Origin of the sequence: Nocardia sp. NPDC058519 (genome assembly GCF_042719755.1) — a bacterium.
Classification (GTDB): domain Bacteria; phylum Actinomycetota; class Actinomycetes; order Mycobacteriales; family Mycobacteriaceae; genus Nocardia.
On sequence record NZ_JBHXNK010000013.1, the window covers coordinates 111,614 to 127,367 of the forward strand.

16 protein-coding genes are annotated in these 15,754 nt (G+C 67.1%); 11 read left to right on the forward strand and 5 right to left on the reverse strand.

What is annotated here, in order from left to right; all coding sequences use genetic code 11:
* Positions 1–155: 155 nt before the first annotated feature.
* Positions 156–620, reverse strand: coding sequence for a hypothetical protein (locus tag ACFWPK_RS16835; RefSeq protein ID WP_378916527.1), 465 nt, complete (start codon positions 618–620; stop codon positions 156–158).
* A gap of 77 nt (positions 621–697) precedes the next feature.
* Here ACFWPK_RS16835 and ACFWPK_RS16840 point away from each other — a divergent pair, with 77 nt between their 5' ends.
* The 6 genes from ACFWPK_RS16840 (at position 698) to ACFWPK_RS16865 (ending at position 9,692) form a co-directional block, all read left to right on the forward strand.
* Entirely contained in the window at positions 698–2,953 is a 2,256-nt protein-coding gene (locus ACFWPK_RS16840; protein WP_378916530.1) for an AAA family ATPase, read from the forward strand.
* 82 nt (positions 2,954–3,035) lie between these two features.
* Positions 3,036–4,313: a hypothetical protein gene (locus tag ACFWPK_RS16845; RefSeq protein ID WP_378916532.1), complete on the forward strand. Its 1,278-nt coding sequence runs from the start codon at positions 3,036–3,038 to the stop codon at positions 4,311–4,313.
* 114 nt (positions 4,314–4,427) lie between these two features.
* Positions 4,428–7,217, forward strand: coding sequence for a Na+/H+ antiporter subunit A (locus tag ACFWPK_RS16850; protein ID WP_378916535.1), 2,790 nt, complete (start codon positions 4,428–4,430; stop codon positions 7,215–7,217).
* Positions 7,214–7,597, forward strand: a complete 384-nt coding sequence (locus tag ACFWPK_RS16855) for a Na(+)/H(+) antiporter subunit C (RefSeq protein WP_378916537.1) — start codon at positions 7,214–7,216, stop codon at positions 7,595–7,597. The genes ACFWPK_RS16850 and ACFWPK_RS16855 overlap by 4 nt, the downstream gene beginning before the upstream one ends.
* The gene (locus tag ACFWPK_RS16860) at positions 7,594–9,189 is read left to right on the forward strand and encodes a Na+/H+ antiporter subunit D (protein ID WP_378916539.1); all 1,596 of its coding nucleotides are present in this window, start codon (positions 7,594–7,596) and stop codon (positions 9,187–9,189) included. Before ACFWPK_RS16855 ends, ACFWPK_RS16860 begins: the two co-directional genes overlap by 4 nt.
* Positions 9,186–9,692, forward strand: coding sequence for a Na+/H+ antiporter subunit E (locus ACFWPK_RS16865; protein ID WP_378916541.1), 507 nt, complete (start codon positions 9,186–9,188; stop codon positions 9,690–9,692). The genes ACFWPK_RS16860 and ACFWPK_RS16865 overlap by 4 nt, the downstream gene beginning before the upstream one ends.
* Here the strand turns inward: ACFWPK_RS16865 and ACFWPK_RS16870 are convergent.
* A complete protein-coding gene (locus ACFWPK_RS16870) occupies positions 9,672–10,862 on the reverse strand; it encodes an RNA-guided endonuclease InsQ/TnpB family protein (protein ID WP_378916543.1) in 1,191 nt (396 codons plus the stop codon). The two genes, ACFWPK_RS16865 and ACFWPK_RS16870, sit on opposite strands and share 21 nt — an antisense overlap.
* A 164-nt stretch (positions 10,863–11,026) precedes the next feature.
* Between ACFWPK_RS16870 and ACFWPK_RS16875 the strand changes: the two genes are divergently transcribed.
* The 3 genes from ACFWPK_RS16875 to ACFWPK_RS16885 are packed head-to-tail and all read left to right on the forward strand — an operon-like array spanning position 11,027 to position 12,110.
* Positions 11,027–11,287, forward strand: coding sequence for a monovalent cation/H+ antiporter complex subunit F (locus ACFWPK_RS16875; RefSeq protein ID WP_378916545.1), 261 nt, complete (start codon positions 11,027–11,029; stop codon positions 11,285–11,287).
* Positions 11,284–11,586, forward strand: coding sequence for a monovalent cation/H(+) antiporter subunit G (gene mnhG, locus ACFWPK_RS16880; protein ID WP_378916546.1), 303 nt, complete (start codon positions 11,284–11,286; stop codon positions 11,584–11,586). The genes ACFWPK_RS16875 and mnhG overlap by 4 nt, the downstream gene beginning before the upstream one ends.
* A 59-nt stretch (positions 11,587–11,645) precedes the next feature.
* The gene (locus tag ACFWPK_RS16885; RefSeq protein ID WP_378916547.1) at positions 11,646–12,110 is read left to right on the forward strand and encodes a hypothetical protein; all 465 of its coding nucleotides are present in this window, start codon (positions 11,646–11,648) and stop codon (positions 12,108–12,110) included.
* Here ACFWPK_RS16885 and ACFWPK_RS16890 read toward each other — a convergent pair whose 3' ends face one another.
* The 3 genes from ACFWPK_RS16890 to ACFWPK_RS16900 form a co-directional block, all read right to left on the reverse strand.
* Entirely contained in the window at positions 12,111–12,857 is a 747-nt protein-coding gene (locus tag ACFWPK_RS16890) for an ESX secretion-associated protein EspG (RefSeq protein ID WP_378916548.1), read from the reverse strand.
* Positions 12,854–13,060, reverse strand: a complete 207-nt coding sequence (locus ACFWPK_RS16895) for a hypothetical protein (protein ID WP_378916550.1) — start codon at positions 13,058–13,060, stop codon at positions 12,854–12,856. The genes ACFWPK_RS16890 and ACFWPK_RS16895 overlap by 4 nt, the downstream gene beginning before the upstream one ends.
* 395 nt (positions 13,061–13,455) lie before the next feature.
* Positions 13,456–13,596 (reverse strand): hypothetical protein, encoded by a 141-nt coding sequence (locus ACFWPK_RS16900; protein ID WP_378916551.1) that lies wholly within the window; start codon positions 13,594–13,596, stop codon positions 13,456–13,458.
* A gap of 1,257 nt (positions 13,597–14,853) precedes the next feature.
* Here ACFWPK_RS16900 and ACFWPK_RS16905 point away from each other — a divergent pair.
* Entirely contained in the window at positions 14,854–15,141 is a 288-nt protein-coding gene (locus ACFWPK_RS16905) for a hypothetical protein (protein WP_378916553.1), read from the forward strand.
* Entirely contained in the window at positions 15,138–15,752 is a 615-nt protein-coding gene (locus tag ACFWPK_RS16910; protein ID WP_378916556.1) for a DUF3558 family protein, read from the forward strand. Before ACFWPK_RS16905 ends, ACFWPK_RS16910 begins: the two co-directional genes overlap by 4 nt.
* The last annotated feature ends 2 nt before the right edge of the window (positions 15,753–15,754 follow it).

Consider the following 15,754-nt stretch of genomic DNA (forward strand, 5'->3'; position numbering starts at 1 on the left):
CATCCCGAAGATCCCACCTGGCCAACATCGTATGTCTCTACCCCAAGGGGCCCGCCCTGATCTGGACTGAGCGGAGGGTGCGACGAAGGAGTACCCGGAGGGAGGGAAGATCAGGGGCCCGAAGGGCCCCGCTCGAGCGCGCCAGCGCTCCAAAACTAGGGCTTCATCCCGGCGGCGTCGGCGACCGGCTTGTCGGCATTGGCCGGCACCAGGCAGACCAGCTTCACGGTGCTGAGCGCCACGTTAGGGCTGCCGTCGAACGGCCCACCGGGGTTTTCCGCGAGGATCTTGTCGATCGCCTTCTTCTCGCCGTCCGCGTCGAGCGACTTGAACTGCGTGCAGGTGATGTCGGCGCTCACGGCGGCAGCGGTCGGCGCCGCGCTCGAGGTGGGCGCTGTGGTGGTGGCGGGCGCGCTGGAGCTCGGTGTGCCCTTGCGCAGCCCGCTCGCATCGGCGGAGTCGTCGCCGGAACCGCACCCGACCAGTGTCAGGGTCAGTGCCCCGGCGGCCAGAACGACGAGGGAGATTCGGTTCATCTGCTGCTTTCCCCGATAGATCGCGGCGCCGGTACCTCCGGCGCGTCCGGTGCAGCGTACCGACTTGCGGCGATAGTTCGTCATGTCCGCCAGAATGGCCGTCTGACCTTGCGGTCCGCCTATCGATTCCTGATCGCGCCGGAAAGCGGCAGAATGGGGCGGTGGCTGAACTTTCGCTCACCGCCCGGCTCAACCCCTCCGCAGCCGATGCCCGCCGCGGGGTGGTGCGCTTGCACCCCGAGACGCTCACCGCGCTCGGCCTGCGGGAGTGGGACGGAATCTCCCTGATCGGCGCGCGCAGGACCGCGGCGGTGGTGGCGAAGGCGCCCGCGGACAGTCCGCCGGGGGTGGCGCTGCTCGATGACGTGACGCTGTCGAATGTGGGGTTGCGGGAGAACGCGGCGGTGACGGTCGCCCCGGTGACGGTCTTCGGCGCCAGACAGATCTCGCTGAGCGGCTCGGCGCACGCGATGGGCAGCATTCCGGCGGCCACCCTGCGGCAGGCGCTGCTCGGCAAAGTGGTGACCGTGGGCGACACGGTGTCGCTGCTACCGCGCGATCTCGGACCCGACATCAGTTCCTCGGCGGCCACGCAAGCGCTCTCGCGCACCTTCGGTATCGCCTGGACCACCGAACTGCTCACCGTGACGGCGATCGAGCCGATGCCGGGACCAGTGAGCGTGCAACCGAATTCGGCCGTCGGCTGGGGTGCGGGCGCGGCCGCGATCCAGCACATCCTGGAACGCGACGGCGACACCCGGCCGCCTTCGGGGAACCGGCCCGGCGCGCCTGGGCAACAGTGGCTTTCGGAGGCGGAACAGCCGGGGCCGGTCGCGGTGAAGGTGAGTTCGGGGAGTACGCCGATCCAGATCGAGGACCTGGCAGGAGTGCAGAGTCAGGCGGGCAAGCTGGCCGAGTGGCTGAGCTTGGCACTCGACGAACCCGAGTTGCTCAAGACGCTCGGCGCACCGGCGCATCTCGGGGTGCTCATCACCGGCCCGGCCGGGGTCGGCAAGGCCACCTTCGCCAAAGCCGTTGCCGCACCGCGTCGCATCATCGAGGTCGACGGTCCGAGCGTCGGCGCGACCGAGAGCGGCACCCGGCTGCGTGAGGTGGCCGAGGCGGTGGGCGATGTCGCCACCGGACAGGGCGGCGTGCTGCTGATCACCGATATCGACGCACTGCTGCCCGCCGAGGCCGAACCCGTCGCCACCCTGATTCTCGACCAGCTGCGGGCCGCGGTGCGCGCGCCGTGCGTCGCCCTGCTGGCCACCACCGCCCATCCGACACAGGTGGATTCGCGGCTGCGGGCACCGGACCTGTGCGACCGCGAACTGGCACTGCCGCTGCCGACCGCGGCGATCCGGCGGGCACTGCTCGAACACCTGCTGCGCAAGGTACCGGCCGGCGAACTCGATCTCGACGCGATCTCCGCGCGCACACCGGGTTTCGTGGTGGCCGACCTGACCGCGCTGTGCCGGGAAGCGGCCGTGCGGGCAGCGGGCCGGGCCAGCCGCGAACACACCGAACCAGCACTCGTCCAAGAAGACCTGATCGGCGCGCTCGAGGTGATCCGGCCCCTGTCACGTTCGGGGACAGAGGAATTGGCGATCGGATCGCTCGACCTCGACGACGTCGGCGACATGGTCGAGACCAAGCAGGCACTCACCGAAACGGTGCTGTGGCCGCTGCGCCACCCCGACTCCTTCGCCCGCCTCGGCGTCGAACCGCCGCGTGGGGTCCTGCTCTACGGGCCACCCGGCTGCGGCAAGACCTTCCTCGTGCGGGCACTGGCAGGCACCGGTCAGCTCAGCGTGCACGCGGTGAAAGGCGCTGAGCTGATGGACAAGTGGGTCGGTTCCTCGGAGCGAGCGGTGCGCGAACTGTTCCAGCGGGCCCGTGACTCGGCACCGTCGCTGATCTTCCTCGACGAGGTCGACGCACTCGCTCCCCGCCGCGGCCAGAGCAGCGACTCCGGGGTGTCGGACCGGGTGGTCGCCGCACTGCTCACCGAACTCGACGGTGTCGAACCCCTGCGCGACGTGGTGGTGGTCGCCGCGACCAACCGCCCCGAACTGATCGACCCCGCGCTGTTGCGGCCAGGCAGGCTCGACCGGCTCGTCTTCGTCCCACCGCCGGACGGTCCGGCGCGGCTCGAGATCCTGCGCACGGCGGGCCGCTCGGTTCCGCTGGCCGACGACGTCGACCTGGCCGCCCTGGCAGAGGATCTCGACGGCTACTCGGCCGCCGACTGCGCCGCCCTGCTCCGCGAGGCCGCGCTCTCGGCGCTGCGCCGCGATATGGCCGCCGCCGACGTCACCGCCGAGGACGTGGCCACCGCCCGCGCCACCGTGCGCCCGTCCCTCGATCCCGCGCAGGTCGAATCGCTGCGACGCTACGCGGAGAGCAGAGCCTGATCCCGGCCTGCGGAACTCGCCGCCTACCGATCCGAACACGACATCCCAGGTGGGAGGGGTAGTCGCCGGTATCGTCGGCACGGTGCCCAAGATCGGTGATGGTCTGGACGCGGTCACGGCGTTCACCGGGGCCGCGGCCGCGGGAATGTCGCTGTTCCTGCCGTTCAGCTTCGGTGACGAGTCGGGGATCGATTCGCCGTACCGCGTCACCAGCCTGATCAACAGTGTTCCCCGCGCGGCGGCGCTCGGCCTCATCGTGGCTGTCGTCGTCGCCGTGCTGGCCAGGCCGGTCACCCGGCCGGGGCTGATCTGGCTCACCGCGACGGGTGGGGCGACGGCCTTGGCGATCAACTACCTCATCGGGGAGGCCATGACCTCCGCCGATGTACTCACCACCCAGAACTACATCGACTCGCTGTGCGGCGGTGTGCTGTTCGGCGCGCTGTGCATCTGCTCGTGGCGGATGCGCTGGTCGGCGGTCGGTTTCGGGCTCGGGGTCCTGGTCGTGTTCGTCTACGGCCAAGTCGTCGCGGTGTTCACCTCGAACGCCTCGGCGACGGCGGACGAGGCCGTGCACACCCCGTTCTGGCTGGTCGGCGCCGCGGTCGTACTCCTCGCGATGAACACCGCGCGCCATCGGCACGGCCTCATGCTGTCCGCGGTGCCGCGCATGGCGGCGGATCTGCCGATCACCCCGATCATCGCCACCACCGTGCTGTCGCTGTCGCTGCTGATCGCCACCGACTGGCTCGGCAGCGAGTTCGACGGACGACGAGTGAACTCCTGGCACATCGTGGTCGCCGTGAGCGTCACGCTCGTGGCGGCGTTCGTGGCCGCCATGCTGCTGCCCGGCCGCGACGGCGCCGGTGTGCTGGTCGCCGTGAGCGTGGCCGCGGCAGCCGATTCGCTCGGTGACGCACCGAGTCTCGGTTGGCATCTACTGACTGTTCTCGCCGTCGGTGTAGCCGCCATCCTGGCGGGCCTGCGCTGGGCGACATCGTGGGGCGCGCTGCTCGGCGCCGCCGCGATCTGCGGTTTCGCCACGGTGGCCGAACACCTTCCGTGGGCGATCGTGTGGCCGGCCGGGGTGGTGCTGTTGACCTGTGTCACCGGTTTCGCCATCGGTTCGATCCGGGTCACCTACCTGCCGAGCGCGATGCTCGGGCTCGGTGCGCTGTACCTGCCGTCGATCCTGTGGGCGATTCCCACCGGGCAACGACACTGGCCGACGAGCAGCACCGCCGTTGCCGAGCGGGTGCCGGGCCAGGTCGCGCTGGCCATCACCGTCGGCGCCGCGGCCGGACTCGCGGTGCTGTACCAGATCCGGCCCGCCACGCCGCCACGGGTGGCCCAGCCATAGCCACACCACCCTCGACATGGCCGACGCGACAACCTCGGTGCCGCCGAACATCCCGTTCGCGCCCGTAGGATCGGGGCGCGCTACTCGACCGCTACCTACCCGACGGAGGGGGAGTTGCTAGCCGTTCTGCTCGTTCACGCACTGGCCGCCCTCCTGGCCCCGCTGTGCGTACGAGTGCTCGGCCGCAACGCTTTCTATCTGCTGGCGCTGGTCCCGCTGTGCAGTCTCGGCTGGGTGATCGCGCACTGGGGCGACACCGTGCGCACGCAGGTGCAATGGGCGCCGCAGATCTCGATGGATATCGACCTGCGGTTCGACTCCCTCGCCGCGGTGATGTGCACGCTGGTACTCGGCGTCGGCGCGTTGATCCTGGCCTACTGCGGCCGCTACTTCGAGCGTGACGAAGCCCGGCTCGGGGTGTTCGCGGCGGAGCTGACCGGGTTCGCCGGCGCCATGTTCGGGCTGGTCGTCAGCGACAACATGCTGCTGCTGTACGTGTTCTGGGAAATCACGACGGTGCTGTCGTTCCTGCTCGTCGGCCATTACGCCGAGCGTTCGGTCAGCCGAAGGGCCGCGATCCAGGCGCTGCTGGTGACGGGTGCGGGTGGACTGGCGATGCTGGTCGGGATCGTCATTCTCGGACTTCGCTACGACAGTTTCCTGCTCTCGGATCTGCTCGCGGCGAGCGCTGTCCCGCCGGGGAGCGCGGTGTCGGTCGCGGTCGGCTTGGTGCTGATCGGGGCGATCAGCAAATCGGCGATCGTGCCGCTGCACTTCTGGTTGCCCGGTGCGATGGCGGCGCCGACGCCGGTGAGTGCGTACCTGCACGCGGCCGCGATGGTGAAAGCCGGTATCTACCTGGTGGCCCGGCTCGCACCCGCGCTCGCGCAGACACCGCCATGGCATCTGATGCTCCTTCCGCTCGGCATCGCGACGATGCTGCTCGCCGGGTGGCGGGCGATCCAGGTGCACGATCTGAAGCTGGTGCTGGCGTTCGGCACCGTCAGCCAGCTGGGTCTGATGATCATGATGGTCGGCATCGGCACACCGGACGCGGCGCTGGCCGGCCTCGCCCTGCTGGTGGGGCACGCGCTGTTCAAGGCGAGCCTGTTCATGGTGGTCGGCATCATCGATCACGGCGCTGGCACCAGGGATCTGCGCAGATTGTCGGGGCTGGGTCAGCGCGCGCCCGTGCTGTGCGCGATCGCGGTGCTCGCCGCGCTCAGCATGGCCGGACTGCCACCGCTGCTCGGATTCGTCGGCAAGGAGTCGGCGCTCGGCGCGCTGTGGTCGGCCGAGGTGCTGAGCCCGCCGGTGCGGTTCGCCCTGCTGGCGGGGGTCACGGTCGGTTCGGCGTTCACGGTGGCCTACAGCATCCGATTCATCTGGGGCGCTTTCGGAACCACCGCCGATCCCGAGCGCGTGGTCACCTGGCACGCACCCGGCGCGCTGTTACTCGCGCCGCCCGCGGTGCTCGCGGTGGCCGGGCTGGCGGGCGGCCTCGACACGCCGGTCGTCGATCGATGGTTGAGCCCCTACGCCGAGTCGCTGCCCGGCGTACTCGACACCCATCTCGCGCTCTGGCACAGCTTCACCGGACCGCTCGCGCTGACGGTGGTCATCGTCGCGGCAGGCGTCGCGCTGTTCCTGATCCGCGGCCGGATCGGCGAACCGGCACACCCGCGCCTCGGCAATGCCGATCGCGGATACGACGCGGCGTTGCGCGCGATGGACCGGCTTTCGTTGCGCATCACCGGAACTGTGCAGTCCGGTTCGCTGCCTGCCAGCCAGGCCACCATCCTCGGCACCCTCATCGTGCTGCCGACGGTTCTGCTCGCCCACGGCACGCGCACCGGAGTGCAGCTGCGACTGTGGGATTCACCGCTGCAGGCCGCGATCGGCGCGATCATGATCGCGATGGCGTTGGCCGCCACCGTATTACGTAACAGGCTGGCCAGCGTGCTCGTCGTCGGGGTGACGGGCTACGGCTGCGGCGTGATCTTCGCGCTGCACGGCGCCCCCGATCTCGCGTTGACCCAATTCCTGGTCGAGACACTGACTTTGGTTGTCTTCGTGCTCGTCCTGCGCGCGTTCCCCGCGGAGATCGCCGACAGCCAGGGCACGGCCTTCAAATTCCGCCGGGCCCTTTTGGCCATCGCCGTCGGCATCACCGTCCCCGTACTCGCCGCCTTCGCCATCGCCGCCAGGCACGGTGACCCGATCTGGCAGGCCATCCCCGACGCGGCCTACCGGATCGGCGGCGGCAAGAACGCGGTCAACGTCCTGCTCGTCGATATCCGTGCCTGGGACACCCTCGGTGAGATCTCGGTGCTCGTCGTCGCCGCGACCGGCGTCGCCTCGCTGGTCTTCCGCAGCCGCCGCTTCGGCAGCGCACCCCGCGCCGCCGATTCACCGAACTACGACCCCGACGCGGTGAGCTGGCTGCCCGCCGCCCGCCTCCTCGACCGCCGCGACCGTTCGATGGTCCTGCAGATCACCACCCGGCTGGTCTTTCCCACCATCATGGTGCTGTCGGTGTACTTCTTCTTCTCCGGCCACAACGCGCCCGGCGGCGGCTTCGCGGGTGGCCTGGTCGCCGGATTGGCGCTGACCCTGCGCTACCTCGCGGGCGGGCGATACGAACTGGGCGAAGCACTCCCGGTCGACGCCGGGCACCTGCTCGGCGCGGGCCTCACCCTCGCCGCGGGCACCGCCACCGCATCGCTGCTGTTCGGCGCACCCCCGCTGTCCTCGACCATCATCGAGGTGACACTGCCGCTGCTCGGCCACATCAAACTGGTCACCGCCCTGTTCTTCGACCTCGGCGTCTACCTGGTGATCGTCGGGCTGGTGCTGGACGTGCTGCGCAGCCTCGGCGCCCGCCTGGACAAGGAACTCCTATGAGCGCCAATCTCGCTGTGCTGATCACCATCGGCGTGCTCACCGCGTGCGGTGTCTACCTACTGCTCGAGCGGGTGGTGTCGAAGATGCTGCTCGGGATGATCCTGCTCGGCAACGCGGTGAACCTGCTGATCCTCACCATGGGCGGCCCGGACGGGAAGCCACCGATCCTCGGCAGCTCCGACACCTCCCCCGACGGCATGGCCGACCCGCTCGCACAGGCGATGGTGCTCACCGCGATCGTGATCACCATGGGCCTGGCGGCTTTCGTGCTCGCGCTCGCCTACCGCGCCTACATGCTGACCACCACCGAAGACGTGACCAACGACCCCGAGGACGCCCAGGTCGCGGCCCAGCGCGAACGGGAGGATCCCGAACAGTGACCCTGTCCCCGGATCTGCTGCCCGCCATCGCCGCACTGCCCGTGCTGGTTCCGCTGCTCGCCGCCGCGGCCACGCTGGTGTTCGGTCGCCGCCCGCGCCTGCAGGCGATGATCACGCTGACGGCGCTGTCGGTGGTGCTGGTGATCAGCGCGCTGCTGCTGTACCTCGCCGATCGCGACGGCACCACCGCCGTGCAGGTCGGCGGCTGGCCGACCCCGATCGGCATCACCCTCGTCGTCGACCGGCTCAGCGCCGCGATGCTGCTGGTCTCGGCCTTCGTGCTGCTCCTGGTGTCGATCTACGGTGCGGGACAGAACATCTCCGACGGTGACCAGCACCAGCCGACCTCGATCTACCGGCCCACCTACCTGATCCTGACCGCGGGCGTGTCGACCGCGTTCCTGGCCGGTGACCTGTTCAACCTGTTCGTCGGCTTCGAGATCCTGCTCGTCGCCTCGTTCGTGCTGCTCACCGTCGGCGCCACCGAGGAACGGATCCGCACCGGCATCGCCTACGTGATGGTGTCGATGGTGTCGTCGCTGATCTTCCTGATCGGCATCGGCCTCACCTACGCGGCGACGGGCACCCTGAATCTCGCGCAACTGGCCGTGCGCCTGGAAGCGACACCGAGTGGTGTGCGCACCGCCTGCTACGCGGTGCTGCTGGTCGCGTTCGGGATCAAGGCGGCGGTGTTCCCGCTGTCGAGCTGGCTGCCCGACTCCTACCCCACCGCGCCCGCGCCGGTCACCGCGGTGTTCGCGGGTCTGCTCACCAAAGTCGGCGTCTACGCGATCATCCGCACCCACACGCTCTGGTTCCCCGACGGCGCGTTCGACGACATCCTGCTGGTCGCCGGGCTGGCGACGATGCTGATCGGCGTCCTCGGCGCCATCGCGCAGACCGATATCCGGCGACTGCTCTCGTTCACCCTGATCAGCCACATCGGCTACATGGTGTTCGGCATCGGCCTGGCCACCACGGCCGGGCTGACCGGCACGGTGTTCTACGTGGCCCACCACATTCTTGTGCAGACCGCGCTGTTCCTCGCTGTCGGACTGATCGAACGCCAAGCCGGATCGGTGTCGTTGCGGCGGATCGGCGGGCTGGCGACAGCGAGTCCGCTGCTGGGCATACTGTTCCTGCTCCCCGCCCTGAATCTCGGTGGCATCCCGCCGTTTTCGGGATTCATCGGCAAGGTCGCGCTCCTGGAAGCCGGCGCCGCCGACGGCAGCGTCCTGGCCTGGGTGCTGGTCGCGGGCTCGGTGATCACGAGCCTGCTCACGCTGTACGCGGTGGCGCGGGTCTGGAGCAAAGCGTTCTGGCGGCCGCGCGAAGAGGCGCCGGAAGGCCATCTCACCGCGGCGAATCTGCCGACACTGATCGAGGATTCGACCGATGTGCAGTACGAGGACCGCACCGATCCCGGCCGGATGCCCGTGCTGATGGCGCTGGCGACCGCCGGGCTGGTCTGCGCCGGGCTCGCGCTCACGGTGTTCGCCGGGCCCATCCTCGGTATCGCCGAACGCGCCGCGGGCGACCTGAACGACCCGTCGGTCTACATCGACTCGGTACTCGGACCGGAGCTGCGATGAGCCGACTCGTCAACCGCGACAATGCCCTTCGCGTCGGTGTACTGATCTGGCTCACCGCCGTCTGGGTCGCGCTCTGGGGCGATCTGAGCTTTGCCAACGCACTCGCCGGTATCGTGGTCGCGCTGATCGTGGTCTTCGCGCTCCCACTCCCGCGGGTCCCGACGACCGGGCGCTTCCATCCGCTGTCGTTGCTCGAATTGATCGCGGTCAGCACCTACTACGCACTCGAATCGAGTTTTCAGGTGGCCTGGTTCGCCATCCGTCCCAGCGGACCGCCGATCTCGGGTGTGCTGCGCGTCCAACTCAGTATCCAGTCCGATCTGGTTCTGGTGATGTTCACTGACCTGCTCAACCTGATCCCGGGCACCATGGTGCTCGAACTCGACCGCCCGCGCTGCGTGGTCTACGTGCACGTCCTCGATGTGGGTAGCGACAAGGCGGTCGCGAAGTTCTACCGCACCACACGACGCCTGGAACACCTGTTATCCCTTCCCCACAGCTGAAGCCTGGGGATTTCTGACTCGGACCGCGCCACCCGCATCCTTGGAAGGAGGCGAACAGTGTCTTACGTCGTCAACACCAGCACGGTCGAGATCTACCGTGGCCAGGATCGTCCTGGCGGCGTTCCGGTCACGATCGGCGGTGTGCCCGCAGTATTCGCACCGAAAGACTCGTTCGGCCAGCTCCAAGCGTTGCTTGGCTATCGCGTAACACGCGGAGCAGGTCATCGTGGTGTAGGCGGGCGCAACCAACACCACCTTCCGGCCCGCCCGCACGCCACACTCGATCAACTCCCGCTTCGCCGCGCCGATCGCGGCATCCGCGGCCTTGCGCGCCATCGTCGACTTCGCCAAGAACTTCGGCTTGAAGTCCTCCACCGCGATCGTCTGGTGATCAGCCACGACACGACGCGCCCACACCCGAGCGGCGTGCGCGTTCTGCCTGGCCGCCTTCTTGTGCAACCGTGCGGCCGCACGCCGGGCCTGCTGGTAGCCCTTCGACGGGGCGTGTCCGCGGGGACGTTTGCGGCGGCCCATTTTTCGCTGTGCCTTCGCGAGTTCGGCAGCGCAGCGGCGCCGGTGCCCGCCGTAGGGCAGGTCATAGGCGGCGTCGGTGGTGGTCGCGGTCGTCGTGACACCCCAGTCGATACCGATTCTGCCCTCGGCAGAGGACAGCGGCTCGACGTCGCGGCGGACCACGAACGACGCGTACCAGTGTCCCAACGAGTCCTGATAGACGCGGACCGACGTCGGTTCACAGGGGAGCTCACGCGACCACACAACCGGGACCGCCACCCCACCCGCCAGTCGCAGTCGGCGGTCACGGATCGTGAACCCGCGGGTGGTGTACTCGAGCGACGGCAGCGTCTTCTTCCGCGACTTGATGGTCGGGCGATCACGGCCGGTCACCCGATAGGAATCGTTGAGCGCCGCGGCGTAGGTGCGAAGCGTCTGCTGTTGGGCGACCTGCGAACCATCGCGCAGCCACGACGTCGACGCGCGAGCTGCCGTGAGCAACTTCGAGAGCTTACAGAACGTCGGCTTGCCCCCGCTACGCTGCTGGTGGACGGCTTCATTCCACAGAAACCGACAGCGGTGCCACTCGTCGAGCAGTGCGTTTTCCGCGTGCGCGCCGGGGCGCACGCGGTAGGTGTAGCGCACGGTCTCGACCACACGTTCGACTATACGCATCCCCTATCGCATAACTCATACCTCGCCGCACGGTCGGCGAGCGACCCTTGGAGAAGGCTGATCGCTATGTGGAAAACCAGAACCCCTGAACAGCACTCCGATTCCTCCCCGTGGCCGAAGCCAGGGGCTTCCTCGGAACTATTCCGATGACCGTCGTCGCAGTCCTCGCCGCCGTCCTGCTCACTTCAGCCGCCGTGATCACCAGCTACCGGGTGCTGGCCGGCCCGAGCACGCTCGACCGAGTCGTCGGAATCGATTCGCTCATGGCCATTTCCGCGTCCGGGCTCGCAGTGTGGGCCGCCTACAGCAACGACACCACGGTGATCCCGGCGATCGTGGCGCTCGCGCTGGTCGGTTTCCTCGGTTCGGCCGCTGTCACCCGATTCCGGGTCAGGGACAACCGGTGAGCGGATGGGAATGGGTGTCGGCGGTCCTGATCCTCACCGGCTGCGCACTCGCGTTCACGGCGTCGATCGGCATCGTCCGTTTCCCCGACACCCTCACCCGCATGCACGCGGCAACCAAACCGCAGGTGGTCGGCCTCATCCTGGTGCTCGTGGGCACCGGCATCGACATCCGCGACGACGTCAACGTCTGGATGCTCGTCCTCACCGGCCTGTTCACGATCATCACGGCCCCGGTCGTGGCCCATCTCATCGGCCGCACCGCCTACCGAGAACAACGCCACCGCGATGGGCTGTTCTGATAGCGAATCGGGCTAACCGAAAGATGCAGGCGGGCTTGGTCATTCACTGGGATTGCGTCATGCCAGAGATGCGAATACCGGTATTCGGCAACGAGACTGTCGCCACCCCCACCATGCTGCTGTGTGGGTCCGCCGCAACACTTGTCGCACTCTGGCTCCCGATCGTCAAGACCGGAGATTTCCCTGCGAAGTCCTATTCGCTGTGGGACCTGCGTGAGGTCGGCGCCCCTGGCTTACCTCTACTCGTCCTCGGCGCTGCCCTGTTGGTCGCCGCAGGAGTCCTCCTACACCTCACGTACAACCGCTCGATTCCGAGCATCTGGCTGTCCTGCCTCGCAATCGCCGAAACCCTCGGCACTCTGGTGGCCCTGTCCATAGGATTCACCGTTACCCTCCCTGACACCAGTGACATCGCGTTTCAGCCCGGACTACTACTCCTCGTCGCCGGACTCACCACCACACTCGCCAGCACCCAGTGGCTGTCGAATTCCACAGCTCACCAACCTGATTCGCCCAAAGGATAGCTATCCCGGCTGGATTCGGCGTCGGAGTTCGGACGTGACTGTGTCTACATCGGCAGGCAAAATCACTGTGTCAGTACCGGTTTCGTTGACTGTGATCAGATACCGGCCCGATGCGCGATAGCCAGGAGCGATGTCGACCCAGCTGATGTAGGTCGGTTGCGTCGACCGTGGATGATCGATACGGAAAGCGCCTTCAGCCGCTCGCGGCAGGCGCAGGAACGCACGCATCCGCTCTTCCACCTGCGATCTCCCATCCGCGGCGACATGCCACGAGGAAGGTAACTCACCACGAATACGCGGGGTGTAGCCGACCATCTGTTCGGCACCTCCAGCAGCGGTCGGAGGCAGCGTGAGCGAGAAATAGCGCAGCAGATCCCCACGCGGAACCGAGGCTACCCGTACGTCTGCCCCGAAATCTGGGTCAGTTGAGGATGTTTGGGTCGCGATGACGTTGTATTGGGAGGTCGCGGCGGCAATCGACCGGACACGGTCGGTTGTTCCGTGTATCCGGCCGCTCGCGGTGATACGTATGCTCGCTTCGCTCACCGCTCGCAGTGCTGGGCGCGGATCATCGAGGCCATCGCGGGGAAAGCGAGTACTGAAACCCCTGACCAGTTGGTGGTATTCATCAGCAGTGGCGGCAGTTTCGATAACCGCGATCGGATCCGGATACCGGTCGAGTCCGGCATCGGACCACAACCAGGCGAACTCGTCAGGACTCAGGGTCCAAGACTCGAGGATGGTCACTGGCGCGGCGTCATCGCTGGTTCGTCGTCCATGACCGGACCGGTACCCGAATGCTGGAAGAACTCCTCGGCGGAGGGCTGCGCCACCCCTGTCTCCGTGGATGCTGGTTCGTCGTCCATTACCGGACCGGCACCGGAGTGCTCGAAGAACTGCTCGGCGGACTGCTGGTCCGTGTGAGACTCGACGGCTACCGCAGTCGGCATGGTCGTCGATTCAGCGGGCGTCGAGGGTGCTGCTGGTTCCGGTCGGCCCTGCCGAGAAACCGGACTCGACACGGGTGCCACAGCGGCAGTCATTCCTGAATCCCGAAGGGAATCGTGCGGGGTGTTGACCGGCATCGGAGACGTAACTGCTTGTGGGCGTTGCACTTCTGAGGAAGACGCGGTCGCGGTTGTCGGAGAACCGGGATTCGGCGCCGCAGGTGCAGGTGAGTGCACACCAGGCATCAGCTCGACCTCACCACCTACGACGCCGTCGTAGGTGAGAATTCCTTCGGTCCAGTCCGATTTGACGCCTCGCAGATAATCCGGTGCGTAGTGCTCGTTGGGTTCCTCACGGTTGCCACCGCGACCGGCCCCGCCAGCTCCCATCCCCGGCATCATGCCGTTCCGCGTTCCGGTACCTGATCCAGTTCCCGAAGCCGCAGCGACACCCGTCCCCGCCGTCGGCGTGCCCACTCCTGGAACAGCGCGACCGAGAACGGCGCCAGGGCCACCGCCGACAGATCCACCGGATCCACCCACGCCCGGCGAACCTGATCCGGGACCACCGCTGCCCGGAGTACCGGATCCGGGTCCGCCGCTACCAGGTCCGCCGACGCCTGGGTTTGCTGTCTGTGCGGCTGCCGCCTCTGTCCCGGCGGGCGTCGTCGACGACGGATCTGTCGCGGTGTCGCCTGTCTCCTGCTCACTGCTCGCGTCCTCACCCGACGATTGCCCACTGTCCTGCGGCGAGTTCTCGGTCTCGGAAGGCTCAGGTGTGGTTGCCGCCGGGGCGCCGGCCTCAGGAGTTCCCTGGTTCGCGCCCGGACCACTGTTCTGACCGTCAGCACCGCCCGGGCCTGGATTCACACTGCCAGGGTCACCACCGATTACCGGCACATCAACATATGCGGGCACGCCAGCACCCGACGGCGGGAACACAGGTGTGTAAGTCGTATCCAACGCCTGAACAATCGCATCGCGAGCCGCCGCGTCCGCGGCCCGAGTCTGTTCATCAGTCGCCGGATTGCTCAGGCCGGGCAGGATCGACTGCACCGGATCGTCCGGGTCGAGTGTTCCCGACGAGACCTGTTTCGGCTGCACGGCCAATTTCACGGCTTCCGCCGCATACCCGACCGCCTCGACCCGAGCACCTACCGACCCAAGCACCTGCCCGATCTCGTTGAGCGCCTTAGCGAAACCCTCTGTAGCGGCCTGACCAGCATCGGCCGTCGAGCCCTGCCATTGACCTTCGTTGAACAGCCGAGTCATACCCAACAAATTGAACGTGGACAGAGTCAGCACGTCAGAGGATCCCTGCCGCCACACACCAGCCTGTCCTTGCAGACCGGCCGGATCGAGACCGCCTTCGCCGTGCACAGCCTGATACAGCTGGTCAAAGGTCATGCTCTGAAACCGGTCATCGGTAGTGACGTAGTTCGGGTCCGTACCTTGACCCGCGGCCAGCAACTTGCCATCCGCCGTAGACGCCCTGGCTTGCGCGCCCTCCGCCCTCTGCACAGCCTCGGCGAGCCCGACGAGACTCAACGGAGTGGTCGGACGTGGCGTCATGCTGAATATCCCCCCGGAATGTGTGACTGGTCCCGGGCAGCAGATTAGCACGGGGCTCCCAGGCTGGGCCGCTGATAGAGTCCTGGACCAGCGGCTGACGAGCGGGGGGGACAATGGCGGGATCAGAGATTACCTTCGGGCAGGTGGGGGTTGCAGCCTTCAACGAGGCGGCTCGCGCTGGGACGATTCGCTACGAGCGTGGAGCAGCGGAACAGGCTGCTCGAATGTACGACGAGTTGGCCAATAGCTTGAGACCGACACGGGACCGACTGGAGCGATTGGCCAACCAAGACGGTTTCGGCGGATTTGCCTCCGGACGTGCGCTCCAGAAGGGGTTCTCATCCAAAGCCACGGACGGTGCGGCGGTGATCGATAAGGCTATCGAGACCGCATTGCGCATGAAAGAGGCCTATCTGCGCGCAGGCGGTCTAATCGAAGCCGCCGATGAGGCGAACCGAGCCGTCATCGCCCTCGCGGCGGAAGCGATCGAAAACGGAGGCAGTAACCAGTGATCCGTCCTTACCTGCACTTCGCGGCCTGCGCCACAGCAGTAATTCTGCTCAGCAGTTGCGGTTCGACCAGTGAGCCGACAGAGCCGAGCCTGTCCGGCGCGCCAAGTACGACCAAGCAGATCGCAGTTCCCGCCGCACCACCGACATCCCAGGTCAATAGCGGTAGCCGCGGCAAGGTGGAATTCGATCCATGCGTCGAATTCGATGACCCAACGATCCAACGTGCCGGCTACGACGCCGATACACGCGAACGGACGGATGGCATCCACGAATGGTACGCCTTCGTGGGATGCAGTTTCGCGAATAATGAGCCTATCGGCACTCTTGGTACACAGATGTCGATTCGATCAATAGATATCGCGGCAACAAATATCACCCTCGATGAGTTTCGTCAACGCTACACAGGGAAGTACACCGAAGAATCCGTCGGCGGCCGCACCGCGATCAAATACAATCCACCCCGACAATGCGGGATGGTTATTGAATTTCCCGGATTTTCCCTCGACCTCACCACATCTGCGGACTTCACCGAGGAAAAGGACTGCGACAATATCCTGAACGCCGCGACGGTCCTCGAAACGGCAGCGACCGAGACAATCGGCGACCGCTGACA

What these genes read in the sequence shown, in the direction of transcription:
- ACFWPK_RS16885 (WP_378916547.1), top strand. Translation starts at nt 11,646, where the DNA reads ATGCCAGAGATGCGAATACCGGTATTCGGCAACGAGACTGTCGCCACC.
- ACFWPK_RS16895 (WP_378916550.1), bottom strand. Translation starts at nt 13,060, where the DNA reads ATGCCGACTGCGGTAGCCGTCGAGTCTCACACGGACCAGCAGTCCGCC.
- ACFWPK_RS16905 (WP_378916553.1), top strand. Translation starts at nt 14,854, where the DNA reads ATGTACGACGAGTTGGCCAATAGCTTGAGACCGACACGGGACCGACTG.
- ACFWPK_RS16865 (WP_378916541.1), top strand. Translation starts at nt 9,186, where the DNA reads ATGAGCCGACTCGTCAACCGCGACAATGCCCTTCGCGTCGGTGTACTG.
- ACFWPK_RS16835 (WP_378916527.1), bottom strand. Translation starts at nt 620, where the DNA reads ATGACGAACTATCGCCGCAAGTCGGTACGCTGCACCGGACGCGCCGGA.
- ACFWPK_RS16855 (WP_378916537.1), top strand. Translation starts at nt 7,214, where the DNA reads ATGAGCGCCAATCTCGCTGTGCTGATCACCATCGGCGTGCTCACCGCG.
- ACFWPK_RS16875 (WP_378916545.1), top strand. Translation starts at nt 11,027, where the DNA reads ATGACCGTCGTCGCAGTCCTCGCCGCCGTCCTGCTCACTTCAGCCGCC.